The organism is Mucilaginibacter pedocola (assembly GCF_002013915.1).
Lineage (GTDB): Bacteria > Bacteroidota > Bacteroidia > Sphingobacteriales > Sphingobacteriaceae > Mucilaginibacter > Mucilaginibacter pedocola.
In genome coordinates this window covers 1-19,703 of the sequence record NZ_MBTF01000023.1, presented here as the reverse complement: position 1 = coordinate 19,703, position 19,703 = coordinate 1, and the positions used below count along the sequence as shown (strand labels likewise).

Genomic DNA, 19,703 nt, shown 5'->3' with positions numbered 1-19,703 from the left:
AATGACTAACGTTTGCCGGCGTAATTCGAATAAACGGTTTCTACCACGGTGGTTAAGGTTTTCGCTAAAAATGCCGCTTCCATATTCAAGTTGTCGTTTATGGGGAAATAGCGCCGGGCCTGCTTATCATAAACGAACTTTGTAGTTATTTCAAACTTTTTAGCGGTAAGCGGCCCTATCTTAACCGGTTTCTCATTTACCAGCTGCAACTGCTTTAATTGTTTGTCCTTAAGGTCGACGGTTAACACTGCCCGGCAGTCTTTCAGGAATCGTGCATCCATCGGGATGATTGTTGCATCTAATTTATAGCTAATGATTATTTGCTCCGCAGTTTGGCTATCTATCCTATAAGTCTTTTCGTCGGGCTTATCTACCGGGGGTTTTGCCCTGGTATTACGGAAGGTATTGGCTTCGAACAACGATGGCGATTTCCCGTCCACCGAAATTACATTCCATTGCTCACCATCTTTAGCCGAAGGATTGAATTTGGCCAGGGTCACTTTTGCTTTACCCGCGGTAGTAGCCGATTCCTTCAGTTCAAAGGAGTGATCTACAGGAAGCCTCAGGTTTGCGGGATCCAGAAAAGACTGATCCACACCATATTTTGAGAGTGCGGCAAGCACTAATGCTTTTTGCGCTGTTGCCTGTATAGCAAATGCTGAAAGCAAAAACAAGGTACATAGAATTCTTGCCGTAGTTTTTCTGAATGTACGGCACTCGTGTGTGTTATTTTTCATTTTTGTTTTTTTAGTTAACGAATAGATGCAGATCTTACCTATCCCTAAGTAATAAACCGGGCATAGCGCAGCCATTATGCTTTTGGTAAGCATGGCCTCATGTTGTTTTAAATAATGGATTAACGCTGCTCCTGAAGCAGCGGAAGCGTTTTTAGCGACAGGGCAACAATGCCTGCGCACAATTTGCCGGGTTTACGATGCCTACCCGATTGTGCTGTCTGGCGGTATGGATAGCATTTTGGCGTTAATAAAGTCGAAGAAATCTTTTTTGTAGGCATCGCCTATGGCGATGGGTTGTTCCTCATTAAGTATCCTGACCATATTTCCCTCCACTGCGGTTAAATGGCTGAGTGAGATAATGAACGACTTGTGTATCCTTACAAATCCCCTGGCAGAAAGGCTTTCAGAAAGCTCTTTCAATTTGAGATAAGTAATAATTTTTTTCTTATCGTCCATATGAATGATCGCGTAGTTACTCAGCCCTTCAATGTAAGTTATCCTGCGGGAATCTATCTTCAGCAGTTTGCCCTTCTGTTCGGTTTTTACAAACACGTAGTGGTCTTGTTCCGATGCCGGCCGCAGGCTGTTGTGTATGGTCCATAAGCGGTTAACAGCTTTCAAAAAACGAAGGAACTGGACCGGCTTCAACAGGTAATCTACCACGGCATGTTCAAACCCTTCCAAAGCGTATTCTTTGTATGCGGTGGTCAGGATGATGTGGCTATCTTTACTAATCAGCTTCAGCATTTCTATACCGGTAAGGTGCGGCATCTGTACATCCAGGAATACCAGCCCCGGTTTTAAATCTGCAACCATTTGCAGCCCTTTTACCGGGTTGGTAGCTGTACCTGCTATACGCAAAAAATGTACCTGGCTTATATGCTGAACAAGCAGGTCTATTGCATGCTGCTCGTCATCTATTATCACGCAGTCTATCATACCGGGAATGTTATATTTAAGGTTACACTAAAAAGGTGATCGGTTTGCCTGATCACAAATGAACAGTGGTTGCTATAGGCAAGTTTAAGCTGCTGCCTGATATTTTGCAGGCCAACACCATTAGATAGCTCTTTTATTCCCTTTCCCTTTTTATTCTCGATGTAAAAAGTAAGCTGGTTTACCCCGGTGCTTATCCTGATATGCAAAGGGTGGCCCGAATCGTGCAAGTCGCCGTGTTTGAAAGCATTCTCTACCAGGGTGATGAGTACCAGCGGCAAAATGCTTATGGATTGGTCGTCTATCTGCTCCTCATATTGAATATTTAAGCCATGGTTATGGCGGCGCTGGTTAATCTCGATAACATTTTTGAGATATTCCAGTTCATCCATAATATTTACCTTCCCGTCAACATTTTCACTGGTACCTAATGCGTACCGCATGATGTTAGCCAGCATCAGTACCGAATCTGCTGTTTCTTTATCTGTTTTCATCACTTTCCCGTAAATAAAGCTTAACGAGTTGAATAAAAAATGAGGATTGATCTGGTGTTTTAAGGCACTGAGTTCTGCTTCGGTTTTCTGCTTTTCCAGCATAATGCGCTCTTTGCTTTTGTTTACCCACTCAACCAATAAAGCTACAGACAGGCTGCTGACCAATGTAAAGAGATAAGATACCACCAATATCCAACCAAACGAATTCTCAGGCAACCTGTTACCGGCACCGGCCCTGCTACCGTTCTCATGCAAATAAGTACCATAGTTTACCGCAAACTTCACAAGAAAAAGAATCACCGCTATGGCTAATGCACTTCGCCGGCTACGTTGCCTGTGCATGGCCGGGAGTATCACCACGAAGATGAGGACGTATTGCGTAACCACCGATTCTGCAACAAAGCTGAGTATCCCAAAGGCCAGCCCATTTTGCCCGGCGAAGTTTTGCGCTGTTTTCTCAGGAGTAACCAGGTACGACAGCATGAAGAACGAGCCGTAAACGAGTAACGAGAACATAGTCAGGAGCAATAAGCGCCTGCAGTTAATTTTTACGAACCTCAATGTTGCTCGGAACATGCTATCTGTATTTGGCAAGGTACTGCTTGGCAAGCCCTTATTCGTATTTAATGAAAGTAGCGGTTATTTTCTTCTGTTTAATATCCATGGTAGATGAACTGCTGGTACCAATAACATTCTTTCTCTTTGATTGTGTCACTACGCCTGTGCCGGTTTGCTGCGTACTCACTACCTCTTCGGTAAGTTCCATAATCACGCCATCTGCGCCTTTAGCTTTTCCTAATTCAATAACCTTTTGCTGCGCAGATTCCAGTGAACTGAACCCTTTGCCAACCTTGGTAGTACCCATGGTTGTATAGTTCTTTTTAACGTCTCCTTTAGCCAGGTAGACGTCCACATTATTGGTGGGAGAATACGTTTTCCCAAAATACGATGGCGTAGAACATGCCGCCAATAAGCCCATAACCAGGAACGAGATCAGTGAAAATACTGTTACCTTTTTCATTTTAATTCTTTTTTAAATAGTAATTAATAATAGATGTTAACTTGATTTACGCGTGGTGCCGGGCATTTACCTGTACTTTGCAGCATGCCCCATCAGCAACCTGCGAAAACCTTGAACGAAGGTAGTTTGGCTTGCTTCCTGATTAAATTCTATTATGTAAAAGGGCATTTTGTATATGCCAAACCGGGAAAAAGAATTAACGTATAGTAAAGTTATTTTGAAGAGATAGAGCCAGAGCTACACAGTAATATTTGTCACCGCAAAAGGCTTAGGCCTCTTATCCGTTACCTCACAATCGGGTCCCAGGTGCCTTTATGTTCCGGTGCGGCAATCTGGTTACCCCAATCGTACATGGCCTTTAAAACAGGGATAAGTGTTTTACCGAGTTCGCTTAGTTCATATTCAACACGCGGCGGCTTTTCCATATAACTGTGGCGGATGATCAGGCCGTCCTCCTCCAGTTCTTTTAATTGCTGGCTGAGTATTTTCCGGGAGATATCCGGCATCTGAACAGTCAGTTTGCCGAAGCGTACCTTTTCGCCGTTAAGTAATCTCACCAAAATTATCGGTTTCCATTTCCCACCTATATAGCCAACCGTGCGTACTACAGCACAGTTCTCGGGGTTTTGCAGCATTTTTCTCATGTGTTAGTTACCAATAGGTTACCATTATTTGCCTTTAGTTACAACCTTGTAACCACTTATTCCGCGCAAGCCTGATGCAGCCGGAAAACGCTTTAGTAACTTTATGAAACAAAAGTAAATTAAATTTCATAAACATGAATGATCAACAAGATCAGGTAAAAGGCCTTAAAGGAAAAACGGCGCTGGTTACCGGCGGCACCAAGGGCATAGGCAAAGCAATCACCACCCGTTTACTGGCAGCCGGCGCTACCGTTATAGTAACCGCCCGAAACGAACCGGACGAACAGCACCCGCCCTATCATTTTATAGCAGCCGACCTTTCGCAGCCGGATGAAGTGGCAAAGTTAGCAGCACAAATCAGCAACGATTTTGGCGGGGTAGATATTTTGATCAACAACATGGGAGCCAATACCTTTCCGGGCGGCGGCTTTACCACACTTACCGACGAACACTGGTACAAGGCACTGGAGATCAATCTGCTGTCTTCGGTACGTTTAGACCGTGCGTTATTACCCGCAATGCTAGAAAAGAAAAGCGGTGTAATCATTCATATCTCATCAACCAGCGGGCAGTTTCCAATTTGGGAATCCACCATGGCCTATAGTGCTGCCAAATCTGCACTAAATTCCTATAGCAAGTCGCTTGCAGACGAGGCCGGGCCGCAGGGCGTGAGAGTAATTACCGTGTCGCCGGGCTTAAATAAAACAGAAGCGATGTCGGCCTTCCTAACCGAACTTGCAAAGCAGGCCGGAATAACGCTTGAGGAAATGACACAGAAACTTTTCGATAGGGTTGGCGGTGTACCGCTGGGCCGAATGGCCGAACCGGAGGAAACCGCAGAACTGGTTTACTTCCTGGTATCACCAAAAGCTTCTTACATCAGCGGTGCCAATTATTTTATCGATGGCGGTAATTTCCCCGTAGTGAAATAATGGCGATCAATTTTATACTAACAACGGTTCCAAATGCAAGCATTTGGAACCGTATATTTCAATGGACTTCTTTAAGTTGCACCATACCGCGCTTAGCAGATCGGTTCGCAATCAACGCCCCAATATCTGTTTCCTGATCTCTATTCTCGAGGCTTCGCTCCCGATCTCCAAACGCCTGTTGTACGCTGCTTTGGCATCATCTGTTGCAATGTAAGTAACCTGGTCTTTATCATCTGTTGCAGCTTCATAAACTACTTCAGCGATCCGCTCAGGCGATACGCCCTGAGACATCATGCTTTCGGTAGTGGCAAATAATTTATCTTCCAGTTCCTTATAAGCAGGATGCAAAGCTTTCTCTAACGACCGCCCTAAAAAATCTGTAGCAACAGCTCCCGGCGCAACAGTTTTGATCTTGATATTGTGAAGCCCCAGTTCATAGGACATTCCTTCCGACCAGCCCTGAACGCCGAACTTGGCGGCATGATAAATGGAATGCAGTGGAAAAGCTAATAGCCCGCCCATTGAGGTTGTGCTGATGAATACCCCGCTCTGCCTTTTTCTAAAATGCGGAATAAATTCGTGTGTTACCCTGATCACCCCTATCAGGTTAGTGTTTATCTCTTTCAGTATCTGCTCATCGGTTAAAGCTTCCATAGCACCCATCAGCCCGTAACCTGCATTGTTAAAAACAACATCGATAGGATGCGTAGCGATAGCGTCGGCAACCGTGTTTTTAATTTGTTTCGGATCGGTTACATCCAGCGGTAAAAGGGTAACATTTTCGAGATGTATAAGCTCCTTTTCCTTACCAGGGTCGCGCATCGTGGCAATTACGTTCCAGTCTCTTTCATGAAAATACCTGGCCGTAGCCTTTCCCATGCCGGAAGATGCCCCGGTAATAAAAATCGTTTTGTTTTCCATCTGCATTTGTATGTTTTTAATAGGTAGTTATAAGTTAACGGTATGGGGTCAGTACTCTAAAATATATATCTTCTTATTAGCGTAGTCCCAAACCGTTTTATATTGCGCAAGAAACCTGTACCCAATATTCATTAAGTTAGGCTCAATAATTCCCGACTTCTCTCGTTGTATCTGCGTACTTTTCAGATCCGTCGATACCAACCCTTTTAACGAGGTTGTTAACTTTCCGCCCATGACGATGTTCTTAACGTTAAGCAAAGTATCGCCATAACTATCCGTATCGGATATCATCACAGAACCCTTACTTTTAAGCCGCTTTTCAGAAAGTGGATCTAACTGCAATAAGCCATTTTGGCCAGTATCAAATGCCCCCACAACATCTACTCCGTCTATTTTCATTTTAACGAGCGGATGGTTAACCAATTTTCGGATCTCGAAATCTACAACCGCCAATACCTTCTCGCCTATCAGAAAATCCATCGATGTGTTCCGCTCGGCCGTGGCTTTATAGAAAGTGGCCTTCCGGTGTAGATAATCCAGTTTAAAAAGATAACCCTTGAAAAGATCGTGTCCGATGAACCCAAGGAAATCAGGCGTGATATTTTTCTGCAGAAACTCATAATTTGCACTGGAAATGGCCAACAGGTTACGATAAATAAGGCCGTTCCGAAATTTGACCTCTCCGATCGTATCGTTAACATTTGTATTGAACGACTGGCCGCTACCGGCAACTCCAACGCTTTTCGGCTTTTTGTGGGGCAGGGTAATAAAATTATCGTTAAGCGATATAGATGTTCCGTATCCGGTGTCGAACATCAATTTACCTTCTACCCCGTCAACGGTGGCTGATATAAAAGGATAAACATCGATCATGATAAGCGGAAAGGTAACGACCTCACCGTGGAGTTCTGGCACTTTTTCGATCACCTGGGCCTTTAAAACGACGGCCGGGCAGCAAAGCAAAAAGCCGATCAGCACAAAAGACAATTTTAATTTAAACATATGCTGTATTGAAGTATATCAGGATGTTATCAGTCCATTATCACACTTTATCCTGTCGTTTATCCGATACGAGGTGTAAAAAACTGAAACTTATTTCCCCGCACGCTGCCGCTCGTGATCTATTTTGCCGTAATCTCCGTTGTAATAGTCCCGGTAAGCATGAGCTATCTCCAGTTTGGAATTCATGACGAACGGCCCCTCGGCAACAATGGGCTCACCGTACGGTTCACCGCCGAAAAGCAGTACATCACAAGGTTTCGCGTTAATATTTTTGATCTCTATACTGCCGGCATTGCGGTCATATTCAACAAAATCACCGGCTTTAAACTCCTCATCATTGATCACCGCTTTAAGCAGTGGCAAGTAAGCCGCTACTTCGGCCTTCTCCGGCAGATCAATGTTGAATACCGCGCCAGGTTCGAGGTGGATATGGTACAGGAACTGTTCCGAATAGCTGGGGATCGCGGAGCGTAGTTCTTCATAAGCACCAACGATAACCTTAACCCAGCCTGCACCGTCCAACAGATCTTTTACCGGCACTTTATCACCCTCGATGGCCAAGTAGCCCGGCTTTTCGGCCTTGATCTTTGCGGGGAGGTTTATCCAGAACTGAAAGGCATGGGTAAGTTTGGAATCTGTTTTTGAATCGTAATTCAGCGTTTCATCATGGATGATCCCGTTGCCGGCGTTCATCCACTGCACACCTCCCGAATGCACCATGGCATAATTGCCTGCGCTGTCAAAGTGCTCATCTTCGCCGTTAAGTATATAGCTTAAGGTAGCAATTCCGCGGTGCGGATGCGCACCTGTCCCCTCTTTATTAACTTTGGTTTGGATCTTTGGTACGATATGGTCTAAAAAAACGAAGGGGCCTACGGCATCCGCATAACGGTTGGCCAGTATCCTGTAGATAACCAGATCACCTATATCTGCCCTTTGGCCCTGGGTTGAAAAACTGCTTTTCTTTTTCATGTACTAAATTGATCGCGAATTCCTTATTCGCGTTATTGTTAATAATTTATGCTTTTTCATTGACGAGCGGGATCACTCTCGAACCGATTAGTTCTATCGAACGCATAAGCTGCTCGTGTTTAAGCCCGGCTATATCCATCTGGAAAGTAAAAACGTCTACGCCGCCGAGGGCTTCGCTGTGCCTTAATAGTTTTTCCGCTACGGTTTCCGGCCCGCCTACAACCAGCACACCTTCCGGCCCAACGCCGGCATCAAACTGCGCCCGGGTAACCGGCGGCCAGCCACGTTCGCGGCCTATTTTGGTCCAACTTTCAACATAGCCCGGGTAGTAATCTGCAATGGCCGATTCATCGGTATCGCCCACATAGCCCGGTGAATGCAACCCGACTTTCAGGTCTTCCGGTTTGAATCCGGCCTCTTCGCCGGATTTTCTGTAAAGATCTACCAACGGCCTGAAACGCGCGGTTTCGCCACCGATGATAGCCACCATTAAAGGCAGTCCGAGCATCCCGGCACGCACAAAAGATTGCGGCGTGCCGCCTGCGCCTACCCAAACAGGCAGCTTCTTCTGCAACGGGCGCGGATATACCGGCTGGTTATTCAGCGGAGCCCTAAACTTACCCGACCAGGTCACAAATTCTTCGTCGCGTATCTGCAGCAGCAATTTTAATTTTTCTTTGAACAAGGCATCATAATCATCAAGGTTATAACCGAACAATGGGAACGCTTCCGTAGCAGAACCCCGGCCGGCTATGATCTCCGCGCGCCCTTTTGAAATAATATCCAATGTGGCAAATTGCTGAAATACGCGCACCGGGTCCGAGGTGCTTAATACAGTCACCGCACTCATTAAACGGATCCTTTTGGTACGAGCTGCTGCCGCTGCCAGTATCACGGCGGGAACAGAGTCGAGAAATTCTTTTTTATGATGTTCACCTATACCGAAGACATTCAGCCCGGCCTCATCAGCAGCAACAATCCTATCCAGCAGCTGCTCCATCGCGTCAACACTGCTCAACTCATTGCTGCCATACATTGCGGATGCAAAACTATCTATGCCTATTTCCATATTATATTTTCTCGTTTTTTATTAATTCTTGTTTTCAGTCCCTTTACTTTAAAAGGATGCCGTTATTTCGACGGGTCATATGGATAGATCAGTTTTCCGGATGCATAGCTTTCGGGAGAAACAACCACCTGCACTTTGCTGTCCCTAAAAGTATCCAGGCGGCCGTTCTCTACGTGCTGAAACTGTACCTGCACCACGCGGGGCTCCGTCCATTCTCCGCCCTTACCAAAACTTATGGTACCCATTACAGTATCAAAAGCATTTCCCCTGCAATATTTTGCAAGCAGGGCATCATCCAGCGAACCGGTTGCCCTTACCGCTTGCTCCAGCACCTGCAATTGAGCATACGCCAACGGCACCACATAAAATCCCAGTTCGTCTACCTTCCTCGCAGCGGCTTCTTGCTGGTACCTGCGCAACACATCGGCCACGCCCGGAAAATCCATTTTGGGTACCGGCATCCAGCATTCATAATTCACAAAGCCGTTCAGCAGCGGACCAAGCTCTGTTTTAACCATTGCGCTCTGCGGGCCAATCATTGCGCCCCCCACCATTTTCGGACGGTAGCTGCTATCGTGGATAGCTCTAACCAAGTCTTTAGAATCATCGAGGTATGAGCAAAGGAAAAGCAGATCGGCATCTATCTCCTTCATTTGCTGAATTACCGGCCCGAAATCCTGCGTTGACAGCGGATAGGTTTGCTCGTGAATAATATCAAAGCCATATTTTGCCGCATTAGCCCGCGCGCCAAGTACAGGATTTTTGGAGAACTCCGCATCAGCGGTCAGTAGCGCAACGGTGCGTGGTTTCGGATCCTGGGCCGCGGCAAGCTCAAAAAAGCCTTCCGTTAGCGCTGCATTCGGATCCGGCCCCGTCGGTATCATCGCAAAGTAGTTCTCATATTGAATATCGCCGTTTACGCCCAGCCCCATCAGGCCAATCAGCAAACGGTTTCTTTCCATTACCACCGGCAACGATGCCTTGATGGTATTGGTGCCATAACCGCCAATAACCAGGTCTACCTTATCGCCATCGAGCAGCTGTTTATAAATGCCGGGAACAATGGAGGCATCGCCGAGGTCATCTATACACATCAGTTCAACGGGCCGGCCTAATAAACCGCCTTTTGCATTAACATCTTCTTCCCAAAGCCTGTGCGCAAGCCTTGCCGCTTTGGTGTTCTCAGCAACCGGCCCGGTAAGCGACAGGCTGTATCCGATCCTGATCGGGCTGTTCTGTTTATCATTTAATTGTGGGCTCATTGTTTTAAGTTTTGGGATTAGCGGGTAATAACAGATAAGGATGGCAGACTTATCTGCCATCCTTTAAGGTTTAGGGAATTTAAACCCGAGGAAAAACTACCTTGTTCGGGTTTAAAACCTGTTTTGCTGTATCGGTGTGATCGTTCCCTTCATCGGATAGAAACTACCATCAGGCAAGGTGGCGTTACTGTATAGAATGCCATGCTCATGGTCTTCCACGTGCGTAACGGTAGCCCCGGTTGCCTCTTTCCAGCAAACCATAAAAACCTGCGGGCGGACTTCGGCAATAGTAATTTTCACTTTTTCCGTATGACCGGGTTCCCCGGGGCCGCCTCCCTCCACAATCCTGAAAGTAAGGGTATCGCCAGACTCGAAATACAACTCTGATTTGAATGCGCCCAGGTCGGCCAGGAACATTTTTCCGGTTAGGTTATTATTCATTTGTCCGAACCTTTCCGATTGAAAGAAGTCATGGAGTTGCCGCTCGCTGTTTTTGAAGCAGGTACTTCTTCCTGCACCACATCCCAGTGCTCGGCTATCTTGCCGTCCTCAAAACGGAAGATATCCACTACGATCAGCGGGTTGGGCCCCCAGCCATGCACCTCGCTGTGAGCGATAACCAAATCGCCCGATTCTACAAAGATGCCAGGCTCCCATTTAAAGCCCGAATCGATGCTGTTTTTCAGGATATCCCTTAACCCGGGGTGCCCATCTATCATTCCGGGGTTATGCTGTATATAATTTTCCTGCCAGTATTTTTCAATGGCATTATGGTCTCGGTCAACAAAGAATTCCTTCATTGCCTTAACGACGATCTCTTTATTTGACATGTCGATCTTGATGTGAATGATGTAGTTGATTTGTGTGAGATTTAGTGTTTCTGTACCGATCAATTGTCGAGAAAAACGTAGTGCGACCTGATTTTACCGTTCTCGAAATGGGCCAGGTCCATCCCGGTAGCAACGGGCGGCTGCCCGGCAGGGCCCGCTCCCCAAATCAGCCTGCCGATGCTGTTGTTAATGATAACCGGTTTCAACGTTGTGAACACGAAATCGGCCGGCAGGAAGTTTTGTGTTGCCGACACGCTCCGGTTTATCGCATCGAAACCGCTAACCTGTTCGCCAACGTGATTAAGCGTGGCGGCAGGGCTGTAAATTTTTTCGATGGCCTTTAACCTTGTGGCCGGGTCTCTTTCGTTCCATACCTGGTTAAGGTTGTCTTCCATCATTTGGGCTGCGTGGTCTGTCATAGGTAAATAGCTGTAGAGTTAATTGTGGTAATCAGATAAAAACAGCACCCCGATTGCCCGGGGGTGCTGAATCAGAAAGGAATTATTGGGGGATCGGGGTATTTAACAGTTGTTGCTCCCAGGAATAAGCTACGCCTGTAGCGCCGGCATGGTCTATCATTAGTGAGGCTAACTGGCCAGCCGTTTCAAGGCGTGCCCAATCACGTTGCCATTCTGATGCAACTGATAACCAGGTAATGGGCGTAACGCCATGCTGTACCATACGGCGGATGGCCATATCATGCGCTTCTTCGGAAACTGCGCCACAGGCATCTGTCACAACAAAAACATCATAGCCTTCGCCTACCGCCTGTATAGCCGGCATAGCTACGCAAACCTCTGTCCATAGCCCGGCGATAATCAACTGTTTGCGGCCACTTGCTGCCACTATATCGGTAACATTGGGGTCTTGCCAGGTATTAATGAATGTCCGGTTGATAGGTTTCTGTTCAGGGAACACATCCTGTATCTGTTTAATAATCAAACCACCGCGTTCTTCCACAACCGTGGTCAGGATAGTGGGCACGTTAAATATTTTTGCTGCTTTAGAAAGCCCTGTAACCGCATTGATGATCATTGTTGGTTCGTGGCTGTTCAGGTTCGAAAATTGAAAGGGCTGATGATCGATCAGCACAAGGATACTGTTGTCCGGAGTTAGCAAGCCTTCAAGGCCCGATTTTACGTTTTTCGACATGGTTTTGATAGTTGTATGGTTAATTATTGGACTTTCGCCGGGGACAAATTTCATTAACCCGCAAAACCAGGAAGATGACATAAATCATAAAAAAGAGTAGACTTATGTCTACAACCAGCAACAAGGATTATTGCGACCTTTATAAGATTTATGTTTAAAGAAAAGTTAACAGGCGCATAACTTTAAAACACTAAGGCTTATGGATCGGTTCTCCAAAGCAGTTTTGTTTAACAATGCCCAATTAAGCTTATTTTTACATATAAAATTACCGATCTTTAAAACTTATTTATTTTAACTAAAAACCGCTGGGTGGGCGCTGTTTAATAATGCACGATGCTTTATTTAACTACTTAAAAAAATTTAAATCAGAACCGCTGACTGATGAGGAGAAGACACTGATCAGGCAGGTATTTACGCCTTTTAAACTTAGAAAAAAACAATACCTGCTACAGGCGGGCGACCATTGCAAATATTTTGCATTTGTGGTGAAAGGTGCCATGCGCCAGTACTCCGTAGATGATAAAGGCACCGAACACATTGTACGCCTTGGCGTGGAAGACTGGTGGATGGGTGACCGGGAAAGCTGGGTGATGAAAACACCGAGCAATTACAATATAGATGCCTGGGAACATACGGAAATGCTGCTGGTTACAAGGGCGAGCATTTTAGACCTGCTTAACAAAACAACTTTTATTTATGAAATGATGCGCCAGCTCGACGAACGCAACAACATTGCCAACCAACGCAGGCTTACTTCATCTATAAGTGCAACTGCAGAAAAGAAATACGCTGATTTTGTAGCCTGCTACCCTGTCTTAGTCGAGCGCTTTCCGCAGCACATCATTGCGTCCTATCTTGGTATCACTAAAGATACGCTGAGCCGCGTAAAACGGCAGCTTCTGCAGCGATAAACGAACAAGCCGTTCGGGCTTTCTCCAAAAAGTAGACTTAGGTCTACTTTTTTTTTTGACTTATATCATCTTTCTCTTTTTTCCCGATTGGTGATGTTTGCTACTCAACTTATACCGGATACCCTACAGGGGAAAACTCTGATGCTCCCTTATAAGTTCAGCAAAACAAATTCTGCCAAATGGAAACTCTTGAATATTCCAACGGGGAGATCACGATCCTCTGGAAACCCAAAGCCTGTATACACTCGGGGATATGTGTAAAAACATTACCGCAGGTATATGACCCCAAAGCACGCCCCTGGATAAGGCCTGAAAATTCTACTACCAGGCAACTCGTCGACCAGGTAACTCAATGCCCTTCGGGTGCTTTAAGTATCAAAGAATTAATAACCAACAACGAGACAAAAAGCTAATGGAAACTACCAAAGTCGTCTTCACGAACCATCGTTCCGGTGAGGTTCAGCTCTTTTCGGGCGATAATAAGATCGGGAAAATGGATATCGCCATCACGGGCGGAAACGTCACCGTATATCATACGGAAGTTGAACCGGAATATGAAGGCCATGGTTTCGCCAAAATATTGCTCAACAAATTGGTGAGTTATGCAAAGGAAAATGGCATGAAGATCATTCCGCTTTGCCCCTACGTTAACCTGCAGTTCAGGCACCATCCTGAAGTATATGCAGATATCTGGTTTAAAGTTGAGGCTTCATGAAATACCTGCTGGAATCGCCTGTCGCAGGAACGATAGGCCTGGAGAAATATAAAACAGAGATCCGCTGGCGGAATGGTATACTAATAACCGATGAACCCGAAAAGATCGGCGGCAGGGATATTGGCCCTGATCCTTATACGTTGTTGCTGGCATCATTGGTATCCTGTACGCTCGCCACGCTCAAAATGTATACCGACCACAAAGGGCTGCTGCTGCCGGAACTGGTTGTTGAAGCCAATATGATACATAAGCTGGACCAGAATGGCGCGGCCATGCATATTTACCGCAGAATTGTTATTCCGGGAATCGAAGATCCGGCCCTGTTGGAAAGACTGTTAAGAGTAGCAGAAAACTGCCCTATCTCCAAGATACTTAAGGGAACTATCAATATCGTAACCGAATTTGATCCATCGATAGGCCTATCATGAAAATCAAGCGCTTTTTATTGATCGGTTTGCTTTTGTCATTCAATGTTGTGCGTGCTCAGAACTTCAAGCTGTTACGTTACGATGAGGATTATTCAAATTTAAAGGATAGTTCAAAAACTCTTTATAATCTGCTGAAATACCTGCCCCTATCTGCAGATGGCAGCACCTATATTTCCTTTGGCGGTGAGGTACGCCAGGAATTTGACCGTGCGCATAATGAAGACTGGGGTGCAAGGAACCCCGGAACGGACCACTTCTCGCTGCAGCGGTATAACTTACACGCCGGCCTGCACGCCGGAAGCCGTTTCAGGATATTTGCGCAGTTACGCAGCGGCCTGGAATACGGACGAAAAACAGGCCCGCGCCCCATTGATGAAGACCAACTAAACATACAGAATCTTTTTGCCGCCATCATTCCCTGGAAAACAGCCGGCAAGTCGCTAGCCTTACGCCTGGGCCGGCAAGAATTGCAATATGGCAGCGGCAGGCTCATCGACGTTCGGGAAGGGCCCAACCTTCGCCAGTATTTCGACGGGGCGAAAATAGCCTATGCATCTCCCGGCTTTAAGATAGATGCCTTTGTGATGGCCAACGCTAATGTAAAAACCGGGGCCTTCGATAATCCGCTTAATCATAAAGCCGGTTTGTGGGGTGCCTACAGTACCTATGCCGCAGCAAAAATGATCAATGCAGATCTGTATTATCTCGGTATTAACCGCCCTCAAGCTGTATTTGATGAAGGTGCCGCTAAAGAATTGCGCCATACCCTTGGCACACGCTTATGGGCAAGCACTAATAGTTGGCTCTATAATTTTGAGATCGGTTACCAGTTTGGCACATTCGGCAGAGGGAAGATCCGTGCCTGGGGTGGTTCCTCAGAACTCGGCTACCGCATCAACAACCTTTACGGAACACCGGTAATGAAGCTGAGAGCCGACCTTATTTCCGGGGATGATACGAAAGGCGACGGCAAACTGGGAACATTTAATGCCATGTATCCTAATGGCGGTTATTTCGGGATGAACCCGCAGGCTGGCCCTGCCAACTTATGGTCGTTGCACCCGAATATCATTTGGTATCCCTTGAAGCACGTAAAGCTATCTATGGAGACGGTTTTTTACTGGCGCCGTTCCCTGCAGGACGGGATCTACCGGCCGGATGGCTCGCTTAACCTTTCTTCTTCGGGATCATCAGAACGCTACATCGGAACGTCGTACATATCCACGGTGGCCTGGACTATCAACCGTTTCCTGAATTTGAACGTGGGTGTTCAATATTTTGAAACCGGTAAATTCATTAATGACGTTATCCCAAATCATGACGACGGCTTTTTCTTAAGCTCGGTATTGGCATTTAAATTTAGGTAAGATGCAGGGAAACAAAAACTCCTGAACCAAATCCCTCCAATTGATGACATTGGTATGGCAAGATTAATTTGGAACGATAGGTTTAATATATATTTTTGTACCGTCATGCCAAGGAACAAAGAATTCGACCATAACGAAAAATTGATAGTTGCAAGGGATCTTTTCTGGAAGAAAGGTTACAACGCAACTACATTAAATGACCTGGTTGACGGCATGAAAATTAATCGTAGCAGCCTGTACCTTACCTACGGGAACAAACATGACCTATTCTTGAAATCCCTGAATAATTATATTCAGAAAAAAGACAAGCAATACCGCAAAGCTGCCGAAAAAGGTGAAGGCCCGTTAGAGGCTATTAAGAATATAATTCATTCGGTGCTGGAATCGGCATTGGAAGATACCAATTGCCTGTTCACCAACTCGGTCTTCGAGTTAGGCACCACAGATAGGGAGGTCGGTGCGATACTGGCCAGGCAAACATTAAATGCTGTAGCACTTTTTGAAGAATTGCTGGCCAAAGCGAAAGAGGCTGGTGAACTCCAATCTGATAAGCCCGCTAAAGCGTTGGCTCATTTCCTCGTCTCCGGGTTAGTGTCTATCTACAATACGCACATCTTGTTTGGCGACGAACAGCTAACCCGGCAGAACGCCGAAATTTTGATAAGCACAATATCCTGATATTTTTTGCCCCATTTTGGAACGAAAGGTTTAAAACAATAATGTTATGATCTTTAATAAACTCAACATCATTAACCCGGACAAACTTCCTATCATCCAATGGATGGTTGTAGGGTGTATCGCTCTTTTGTGTAGTTGCGATGGCCTTAGGACTAGATACCGGCCAACCAACAGCACTGACACATCAGTTGTTGCAGATACGCCTAAAACCTTCCAGGAGTTAGGGTTCTTTGGTGATATTAAAAAATGGCAATGGACTGATTTTGTAAGTGCTGTGCAAAACAATATCCGCCATTCCAGAAAAGAACAAGGTAATTTATCTTTCAGCTTGTATAAGCCGGAGGAAGGGAAACTTCAACCCATCTGGTTTGAAAGGTACAGGGATACAGTTTCCCACAACGATCACAAAAAACAAGACTATTTCAAAAATGCCATTAAAGTAATCCAGCAGTCGCTACGAGGCAAACCGCAATCGATCGGGTTAAAAGAACTGAGCGAGATACCCGCCCGGGTACCTGTACTTTCTGAAAAGCCCGAGACGACACGGTATGTGATTATACTGTTCGATGTTAAACCGGGAAAAAGTGAAGCGTTCGTTTCGCTTATGGCCGATCTGGCCAAGCGTTCCCGCCAGGCGCATGGTAATCTGGAATTCAATGTTTATCGGTATGCCGAAGATGCGAACAAATTCGCCTTGGTGGAAGGTTGGCAAACAGTAGCTGACCATGAGGCGCAAATGAAGCGGACATATATAGAACAACTCAGTGCCAAAACATCCAGCTTTTTTATCTCCGATCCAATGAACACCCGATGGTTGGTCAAAGACATATCGCAGTAAATACACCGTCACATAACCTTACAAAATAATTTACCTGATATCAATTCTCATAATTCAACAAACATGCAAACAATTAAATTGAACAACGGCGTGGATATGCCGATGCTGGGGCTGGGCGTTTTCCAGATCCCCGACCCGAAAGAATGCGAACAAACTGTATTGACCGCCATCAAAGCCGGTTATCGCCTAATCGATACCGCGGCATTTTACCTGAACGAATCAGCCGTTGGCAACGCTATTAAAAAAAGTGGTGTAACCAGAGAAGAGTTATTCATCACCACCAAATTGTGGGTACAGGATGCGGGTTACGAAAAAACTAAAATTGCTTTTGAAAGATCGCTTAAAGAACTACAATTGGAGTACCTCGACCTTTACCTGATCCATCAGGCATTGGGCGACTATTACGGCTCATGGCGCGCTATGGAAGATCTTTACAGGGAAGGTAAAATACGTGCAATCGGCGTTAGTAACTTCTTTCCGGACCGTATGGTAGACCTGATTGCCCATAACGAAGTTGTTCCGGCAGTTAATCAAATAGAGGTCAACCCTTTTTACCAGAGAACTGAAGAAAACGAATTGATGCAAAAACATAATATATTGACCCAATCCTGGGCCTCTTTTGCAGAGGGTAAAAATGACATATTCAGGAATGAAATACTTGCCGGCATAGGTCAAAAATATGGCAAATCGATAGCGCAGGTAACTTTACGATGGCTGGCCCAACAGGGGATCGCCGTGATACCGAAGTCAGTTCGCGAAGAACGGATGGTAGAGAATTTCAGCATCTGGGATTTTGAATTGAGCACGGAAGATATGAAGGCGATAAAAACTCTTGATACCGGCAAAAGCGTTTTCTTTGACCATCGGGACCCGGATACTGCAGAATGGCTAACCAAGCTACGGTTTTGATCTGCCGGTAGCATGCCGAAAAGATACCCGGACTGTATTGGGTTCGGGTATATTATTGCTATAGATTCCAAAAAGGCTACATATCTGGCCATAATGGCTTCATGATTTCCGGTCCATTGCCTGACCTTTGCATCATGGAAAACAGAATTGCAGGAAAAGTCGTTGCGATCACAGGTGCGAGCAGCGGCATCGGGCAGGCTACAGCCGAAGTACTAGCCGCCATGGGCGCTAAAGTCGTTCTCGGCGCTCGAAGGGACGATCATTTAGAACGAATCGTTGAAAAAATTCAGCAGAACGGCGGTGAGGCAGCATTCTTGGCAGTGGATGTGACACGCCGGGAAGACCTGACAGGGCTAACCGAATTGGCGGTAAACAAGTTCGGCAAACTTGATGTTATGATCAATAATGCCGGGATAAGCCAGTTATATCCGATGGAAGACATTGATGTGGAAGGCTGGGAACAGATGATCGATGTCAACCTGAAAGGCACTTTGTATGGTATAGCAGCTGCAATGCCCATATTTAAAGAAGCGGGCTCAGGACATTTTATCAACGTGATCCCTACCGCTGGTATAACCATCGTTCCGGTCATGGGCGTATATGCCGGCACGAAGAATGCAGTGCGTACGATCAGCGAAGGCCTGCGTCAGGAATCTCAGGGACGCTGGCGCGTAACAGGTGTATCGCCAGGTTATGTGTCCACCGAATTTGCCGGTAAAATTAAGAATGATGCTTTACGGGCGAACATTCAGAAAAATGCTGAAAAAATGGCGATCCCGGCAGAGGCTATAGCCCGCGCGATCGCTTACGCTATTGACCAGCCGGACAATGTAGATGTCGGCGATATTGTGATCCGTCCGGCTGTGCAGAGTTAATTCAATAGCTTAACAAAACATGATTTGAACACTTTAAAGTTTGAAAATATCACCGATCTGATGAAAAGGCTGGGACTGGCTCCGCCGGCCCATCCCCTGATCAGCCTGGTCAATTACGACAAGGACACGATCAGCCTGCGCGATGCCGGGAACTGGTTCCTGCTGGATTTCTATAAGATAACGTTTAAAAGGGATTTTAACGGCAGCGTGAAGTACGGGCCGGGAACTTACGATTTTAAGGAAGGCGGAATGGCATTTTTAGCACCGGGCCAATCGGTGCAGATGCCGGGTGACCGAGAGGATTACCAGGGCTATGCGCTCTATTTCCATCCGTCGCTTTTGACGGGGCAGCCATTGGCTCAACACATTTACCAATATGGTTTTTTTGATTATACCGTAGCCGAATCCTTATACCTCTCTGATAAAGAGAAACAGACGGTGGAAATGGTCTTCCAGGCGATCGCTTCCGAGCTGGAGAACCAGATCGACCAATTCAGTGATAAGGTGCTGGTATCGCTACTAGAATTATTATTCGATCACAGCGACCGGTTCTATCACCGGCAGTTCCATACCCGCAAGAATCTGCACCATGAACTGATCACCCGGATGAATGACTGCCTGGAAAGCCACTTCGATGGCTCCTGTGCCACGGTCAATGGCCTGCCCTCGCCACAGGATATTGCTGCGCACCTTAATGTATCGCAGCGCTATTTGTCTGACATGCTCAGATCGCTCACCGGTAAGACGACCCAGCAGCATATCCATCTGGCGCTGATAGAAAAAGCAAAAATCCTATTGAATAGCACCGGTCTGACGACCGCTGAGATTGCCTATCAACTGGGCTTTGAGCACCCACAGTCCTTCCATAAATTATTCAAGCAGCGTACCCATATCACGCCGGTGCAGTTCCGGCGTGATATGCTAAACAAAAACTAAATACGTTTCTAAAGCATGCCTTCCTCTTTCGCCTGATGAATGGTCCTGACCGAAGCTTTGAATCCCAGGCTCCG

At 46.1% G+C, this 19,703-nt stretch carries 25 protein-coding genes; 11 read left to right on the top strand and 14 right to left on the bottom strand.

Annotated features, from left to right (window positions below):
- Positions 1–5 precede the first annotated feature (5 nt).
- From BC343_RS17570 to BC343_RS17550, 5 genes are all read right to left on the bottom strand, one after another.
- Positions 6–737, bottom strand: coding sequence for a hypothetical protein (locus BC343_RS17570; protein ID WP_143822246.1), 732 nt, complete (start codon positions 735–737; stop codon positions 6–8).
- Between the two features lie 201 nt (positions 738–938).
- Positions 939–1,676, bottom strand: a complete 738-nt coding sequence (locus BC343_RS17565) for a LytR/AlgR family response regulator transcription factor (RefSeq protein ID WP_078349109.1) — start codon at positions 1,674–1,676, stop codon at positions 939–941.
- Positions 1,673–2,683 carry a sensor histidine kinase gene (locus tag BC343_RS17560; protein WP_162276893.1) on the bottom strand — a complete coding sequence of 337 codons (1,011 nt, stop codon included), beginning with the start codon at positions 2,681–2,683 and terminating at the stop codon, positions 1,673–1,675. The genes BC343_RS17565 and BC343_RS17560 overlap by 4 nt, the downstream gene beginning before the upstream one ends.
- Positions 2,684–2,780: 97 nt before the next feature.
- Positions 2,781–3,188: a DUF1471 domain-containing protein gene (locus tag BC343_RS17555; protein ID WP_078349107.1), complete on the bottom strand. Its 408-nt coding sequence runs from the start codon at positions 3,186–3,188 to the stop codon at positions 2,781–2,783.
- Positions 3,189–3,472: 284 nt separating this feature from the next.
- Complete coding sequence (locus tag BC343_RS17550) at positions 3,473–3,832, bottom strand: winged helix-turn-helix transcriptional regulator (RefSeq protein ID WP_078349106.1); 360 nt, start codon at positions 3,830–3,832, stop codon at positions 3,473–3,475.
- A 134-nt stretch (positions 3,833–3,966) separates the two neighbouring features.
- On the opposite strand from BC343_RS17550, the gene BC343_RS17545 reads away from it, so the two are divergent.
- Positions 3,967–4,764 (top strand): SDR family oxidoreductase, encoded by a 798-nt coding sequence (locus BC343_RS17545; protein ID WP_078349105.1) that lies wholly within the window; start codon positions 3,967–3,969, stop codon positions 4,762–4,764.
- Positions 4,765–4,875: 111 nt separating this feature from the next.
- Here BC343_RS17545 and BC343_RS17540 read toward each other — a convergent pair whose 3' ends face one another.
- The 9 genes from BC343_RS17540 to BC343_RS17500 form a co-directional block, all read right to left on the bottom strand.
- The gene (locus tag BC343_RS17540; protein ID WP_078349609.1) at positions 4,876–5,685 is read right to left on the bottom strand and encodes an SDR family oxidoreductase; all 810 of its coding nucleotides are present in this window, start codon (positions 5,683–5,685) and stop codon (positions 4,876–4,878) included.
- A gap of 48 nt (positions 5,686–5,733) precedes the next feature.
- Positions 5,734–6,687, bottom strand: a complete 954-nt coding sequence (locus BC343_RS17535; protein ID WP_078349104.1) for a hypothetical protein — start codon at positions 6,685–6,687, stop codon at positions 5,734–5,736.
- A 90-nt stretch (positions 6,688–6,777) separates the two neighbouring features.
- Positions 6,778–7,659 carry a pirin family protein gene (locus BC343_RS17530; RefSeq protein WP_078349103.1) on the bottom strand — a complete coding sequence of 294 codons (882 nt, stop codon included), beginning with the start codon at positions 7,657–7,659 and terminating at the stop codon, positions 6,778–6,780.
- 46 nt (positions 7,660–7,705) lie between these two features.
- Positions 7,706–8,728 (bottom strand): LLM class flavin-dependent oxidoreductase, encoded by a 1,023-nt coding sequence (locus BC343_RS17525; RefSeq protein WP_078349102.1) that lies wholly within the window; start codon positions 8,726–8,728, stop codon positions 7,706–7,708.
- A 62-nt stretch (positions 8,729–8,790) separates the two neighbouring features.
- Positions 8,791–9,990, bottom strand: coding sequence for an amino acid ABC transporter substrate-binding protein (locus BC343_RS17520; RefSeq protein WP_078349608.1), 1,200 nt, complete (start codon positions 9,988–9,990; stop codon positions 8,791–8,793).
- Positions 9,991–10,101: 111 nt separating this feature from the next.
- Complete coding sequence (locus tag BC343_RS17515; protein ID WP_078349101.1) at positions 10,102–10,431, bottom strand: phenolic acid decarboxylase; 330 nt, start codon at positions 10,429–10,431, stop codon at positions 10,102–10,104.
- Complete coding sequence (locus BC343_RS17510) at positions 10,428–10,820, bottom strand: nuclear transport factor 2 family protein (RefSeq protein WP_078349100.1); 393 nt, start codon at positions 10,818–10,820, stop codon at positions 10,428–10,430. The genes BC343_RS17515 and BC343_RS17510 overlap by 4 nt, the downstream gene beginning before the upstream one ends.
- Positions 10,821–10,879: 59 nt before the next feature.
- Positions 10,880–11,239 carry a nuclear transport factor 2 family protein gene (locus BC343_RS17505; RefSeq protein WP_078349099.1) on the bottom strand — a complete coding sequence of 120 codons (360 nt, stop codon included), beginning with the start codon at positions 11,237–11,239 and terminating at the stop codon, positions 10,880–10,882.
- A gap of 82 nt (positions 11,240–11,321) precedes the next feature.
- A complete protein-coding gene (locus tag BC343_RS17500; RefSeq protein ID WP_078349607.1) occupies positions 11,322–11,972 on the bottom strand; it encodes a hydrolase in 651 nt (216 codons plus the stop codon).
- A 326-nt stretch (positions 11,973–12,298) separates the two neighbouring features.
- Between BC343_RS17500 and BC343_RS17495 the strand changes: the two genes are divergently transcribed.
- The 10 genes from BC343_RS17495 (at position 12,299) to BC343_RS17450 (ending at position 19,629) form a co-directional block, all read left to right on the top strand.
- Complete coding sequence (locus BC343_RS17495; protein ID WP_078349098.1) at positions 12,299–12,883, top strand: Crp/Fnr family transcriptional regulator; 585 nt, start codon at positions 12,299–12,301, stop codon at positions 12,881–12,883.
- A gap of 179 nt (positions 12,884–13,062) precedes the next feature.
- Positions 13,063–13,296 carry a (4Fe-4S)-binding protein gene (locus BC343_RS17490; protein ID WP_078349097.1) on the top strand — a complete coding sequence of 78 codons (234 nt, stop codon included), beginning with the start codon at positions 13,063–13,065 and terminating at the stop codon, positions 13,294–13,296.
- On the top strand, positions 13,296–13,598 hold the full coding sequence (locus BC343_RS17485; protein WP_078349096.1) for a GNAT family N-acetyltransferase: 303 nt from the start codon (positions 13,296–13,298) through the stop codon (positions 13,596–13,598). Before BC343_RS17490 ends, BC343_RS17485 begins: the two co-directional genes overlap by 1 nt.
- Positions 13,595–14,026 carry an OsmC family protein gene (locus BC343_RS17480; protein ID WP_078349095.1) on the top strand — a complete coding sequence of 144 codons (432 nt, stop codon included), beginning with the start codon at positions 13,595–13,597 and terminating at the stop codon, positions 14,024–14,026. Before BC343_RS17485 ends, BC343_RS17480 begins: the two co-directional genes overlap by 4 nt.
- Positions 14,023–15,393: an alginate export family protein gene (locus BC343_RS17475; protein WP_078349094.1), complete on the top strand. Its 1,371-nt coding sequence runs from the start codon at positions 14,023–14,025 to the stop codon at positions 15,391–15,393. The genes BC343_RS17480 and BC343_RS17475 overlap by 4 nt, the downstream gene beginning before the upstream one ends.
- A 105-nt stretch (positions 15,394–15,498) precedes the next feature.
- Complete coding sequence (locus tag BC343_RS17470; protein WP_162276892.1) at positions 15,499–16,071, top strand: TetR/AcrR family transcriptional regulator; 573 nt, start codon at positions 15,499–15,501, stop codon at positions 16,069–16,071.
- A 46-nt stretch (positions 16,072–16,117) separates the two neighbouring features.
- Positions 16,118–16,909: a putative quinol monooxygenase gene (locus BC343_RS17465; RefSeq protein WP_078349092.1), complete on the top strand. Its 792-nt coding sequence runs from the start codon at positions 16,118–16,120 to the stop codon at positions 16,907–16,909.
- Positions 16,910–16,972: 63 nt separating this feature from the next.
- Positions 16,973–17,818: an aldo/keto reductase gene (locus tag BC343_RS17460; RefSeq protein WP_078349091.1), complete on the top strand. Its 846-nt coding sequence runs from the start codon at positions 16,973–16,975 to the stop codon at positions 17,816–17,818.
- Between the two features lie 134 nt (positions 17,819–17,952).
- A complete protein-coding gene (locus BC343_RS17455; protein ID WP_078347722.1) occupies positions 17,953–18,693 on the top strand; it encodes an SDR family oxidoreductase in 741 nt (246 codons plus the stop codon).
- Positions 18,694–18,717: 24 nt separating this feature from the next.
- On the top strand, positions 18,718–19,629 hold the full coding sequence (locus BC343_RS17450; RefSeq protein WP_238381745.1) for an AraC family transcriptional regulator: 912 nt from the start codon (positions 18,718–18,720) through the stop codon (positions 19,627–19,629).
- Positions 19,630–19,703 lie beyond the last annotated feature (74 nt).

What these genes read in the sequence shown, in the direction of transcription:
- BC343_RS17570 (WP_143822246.1), bottom strand. Translation starts at nt 737, where the DNA reads ATGAAAAATAACACACACGAGTGCCGTACATTCAGAAAAACTACGGCA.
- BC343_RS17565 (WP_078349109.1), bottom strand. Translation starts at nt 1,676, where the DNA reads ATGATAGACTGCGTGATAATAGATGACGAGCAGCATGCAATAGACCTG.
- BC343_RS17560 (WP_162276893.1), bottom strand. Translation starts at nt 2,683, where the DNA reads ATGTTCTCGTTACTCGTTTACGGCTCGTTCTTCATGCTGTCGTACCTG.
- BC343_RS17555 (WP_078349107.1), bottom strand. Translation starts at nt 3,188, where the DNA reads ATGAAAAAGGTAACAGTATTTTCACTGATCTCGTTCCTGGTTATGGGC.
- BC343_RS17550 (WP_078349106.1), bottom strand. Translation starts at nt 3,832, where the DNA reads ATGAGAAAAATGCTGCAAAACCCCGAGAACTGTGCTGTAGTACGCACG.
- BC343_RS17545 (WP_078349105.1), top strand. Translation starts at nt 3,967, where the DNA reads ATGAATGATCAACAAGATCAGGTAAAAGGCCTTAAAGGAAAAACGGCG.
- BC343_RS17540 (WP_078349609.1), bottom strand. Translation starts at nt 5,685, where the DNA reads ATGGAAAACAAAACGATTTTTATTACCGGGGCATCTTCCGGCATGGGA.
- BC343_RS17535 (WP_078349104.1), bottom strand. Translation starts at nt 6,687, where the DNA reads ATGTTTAAATTAAAATTGTCTTTTGTGCTGATCGGCTTTTTGCTTTGC.
- BC343_RS17530 (WP_078349103.1), bottom strand. Translation starts at nt 7,659, where the DNA reads ATGAAAAAGAAAAGCAGTTTTTCAACCCAGGGCCAAAGGGCAGATATA.
- BC343_RS17525 (WP_078349102.1), bottom strand. Translation starts at nt 8,728, where the DNA reads ATGGAAATAGGCATAGATAGTTTTGCATCCGCAATGTATGGCAGCAAT.
- BC343_RS17520 (WP_078349608.1), bottom strand. Translation starts at nt 9,990, where the DNA reads ATGAGCCCACAATTAAATGATAAACAGAACAGCCCGATCAGGATCGGA.
- BC343_RS17515 (WP_078349101.1), bottom strand. Translation starts at nt 10,431, where the DNA reads ATGAATAATAACCTAACCGGAAAAATGTTCCTGGCCGACCTGGGCGCA.
- BC343_RS17510 (WP_078349100.1), bottom strand. Translation starts at nt 10,820, where the DNA reads ATGTCAAATAAAGAGATCGTCGTTAAGGCAATGAAGGAATTCTTTGTT.
- BC343_RS17505 (WP_078349099.1), bottom strand. Translation starts at nt 11,239, where the DNA reads ATGACAGACCACGCAGCCCAAATGATGGAAGACAACCTTAACCAGGTA.
- BC343_RS17500 (WP_078349607.1), bottom strand. Translation starts at nt 11,972, where the DNA reads ATGTCGAAAAACGTAAAATCGGGCCTTGAAGGCTTGCTAACTCCGGAC.
- BC343_RS17495 (WP_078349098.1), top strand. Translation starts at nt 12,299, where the DNA reads ATGCACGATGCTTTATTTAACTACTTAAAAAAATTTAAATCAGAACCG.
- BC343_RS17490 (WP_078349097.1), top strand. Translation starts at nt 13,063, where the DNA reads ATGGAAACTCTTGAATATTCCAACGGGGAGATCACGATCCTCTGGAAA.
- BC343_RS17485 (WP_078349096.1), top strand. Translation starts at nt 13,296, where the DNA reads ATGGAAACTACCAAAGTCGTCTTCACGAACCATCGTTCCGGTGAGGTT.
- BC343_RS17480 (WP_078349095.1), top strand. Translation starts at nt 13,595, where the DNA reads ATGAAATACCTGCTGGAATCGCCTGTCGCAGGAACGATAGGCCTGGAG.
- BC343_RS17475 (WP_078349094.1), top strand. Translation starts at nt 14,023, where the DNA reads ATGAAAATCAAGCGCTTTTTATTGATCGGTTTGCTTTTGTCATTCAAT.
- BC343_RS17470 (WP_162276892.1), top strand. Translation starts at nt 15,499, where the DNA reads ATGCCAAGGAACAAAGAATTCGACCATAACGAAAAATTGATAGTTGCA.
- BC343_RS17465 (WP_078349092.1), top strand. Translation starts at nt 16,118, where the DNA reads ATGATCTTTAATAAACTCAACATCATTAACCCGGACAAACTTCCTATC.
- BC343_RS17460 (WP_078349091.1), top strand. Translation starts at nt 16,973, where the DNA reads ATGCAAACAATTAAATTGAACAACGGCGTGGATATGCCGATGCTGGGG.
- BC343_RS17455 (WP_078347722.1), top strand. Translation starts at nt 17,953, where the DNA reads ATGGAAAACAGAATTGCAGGAAAAGTCGTTGCGATCACAGGTGCGAGC.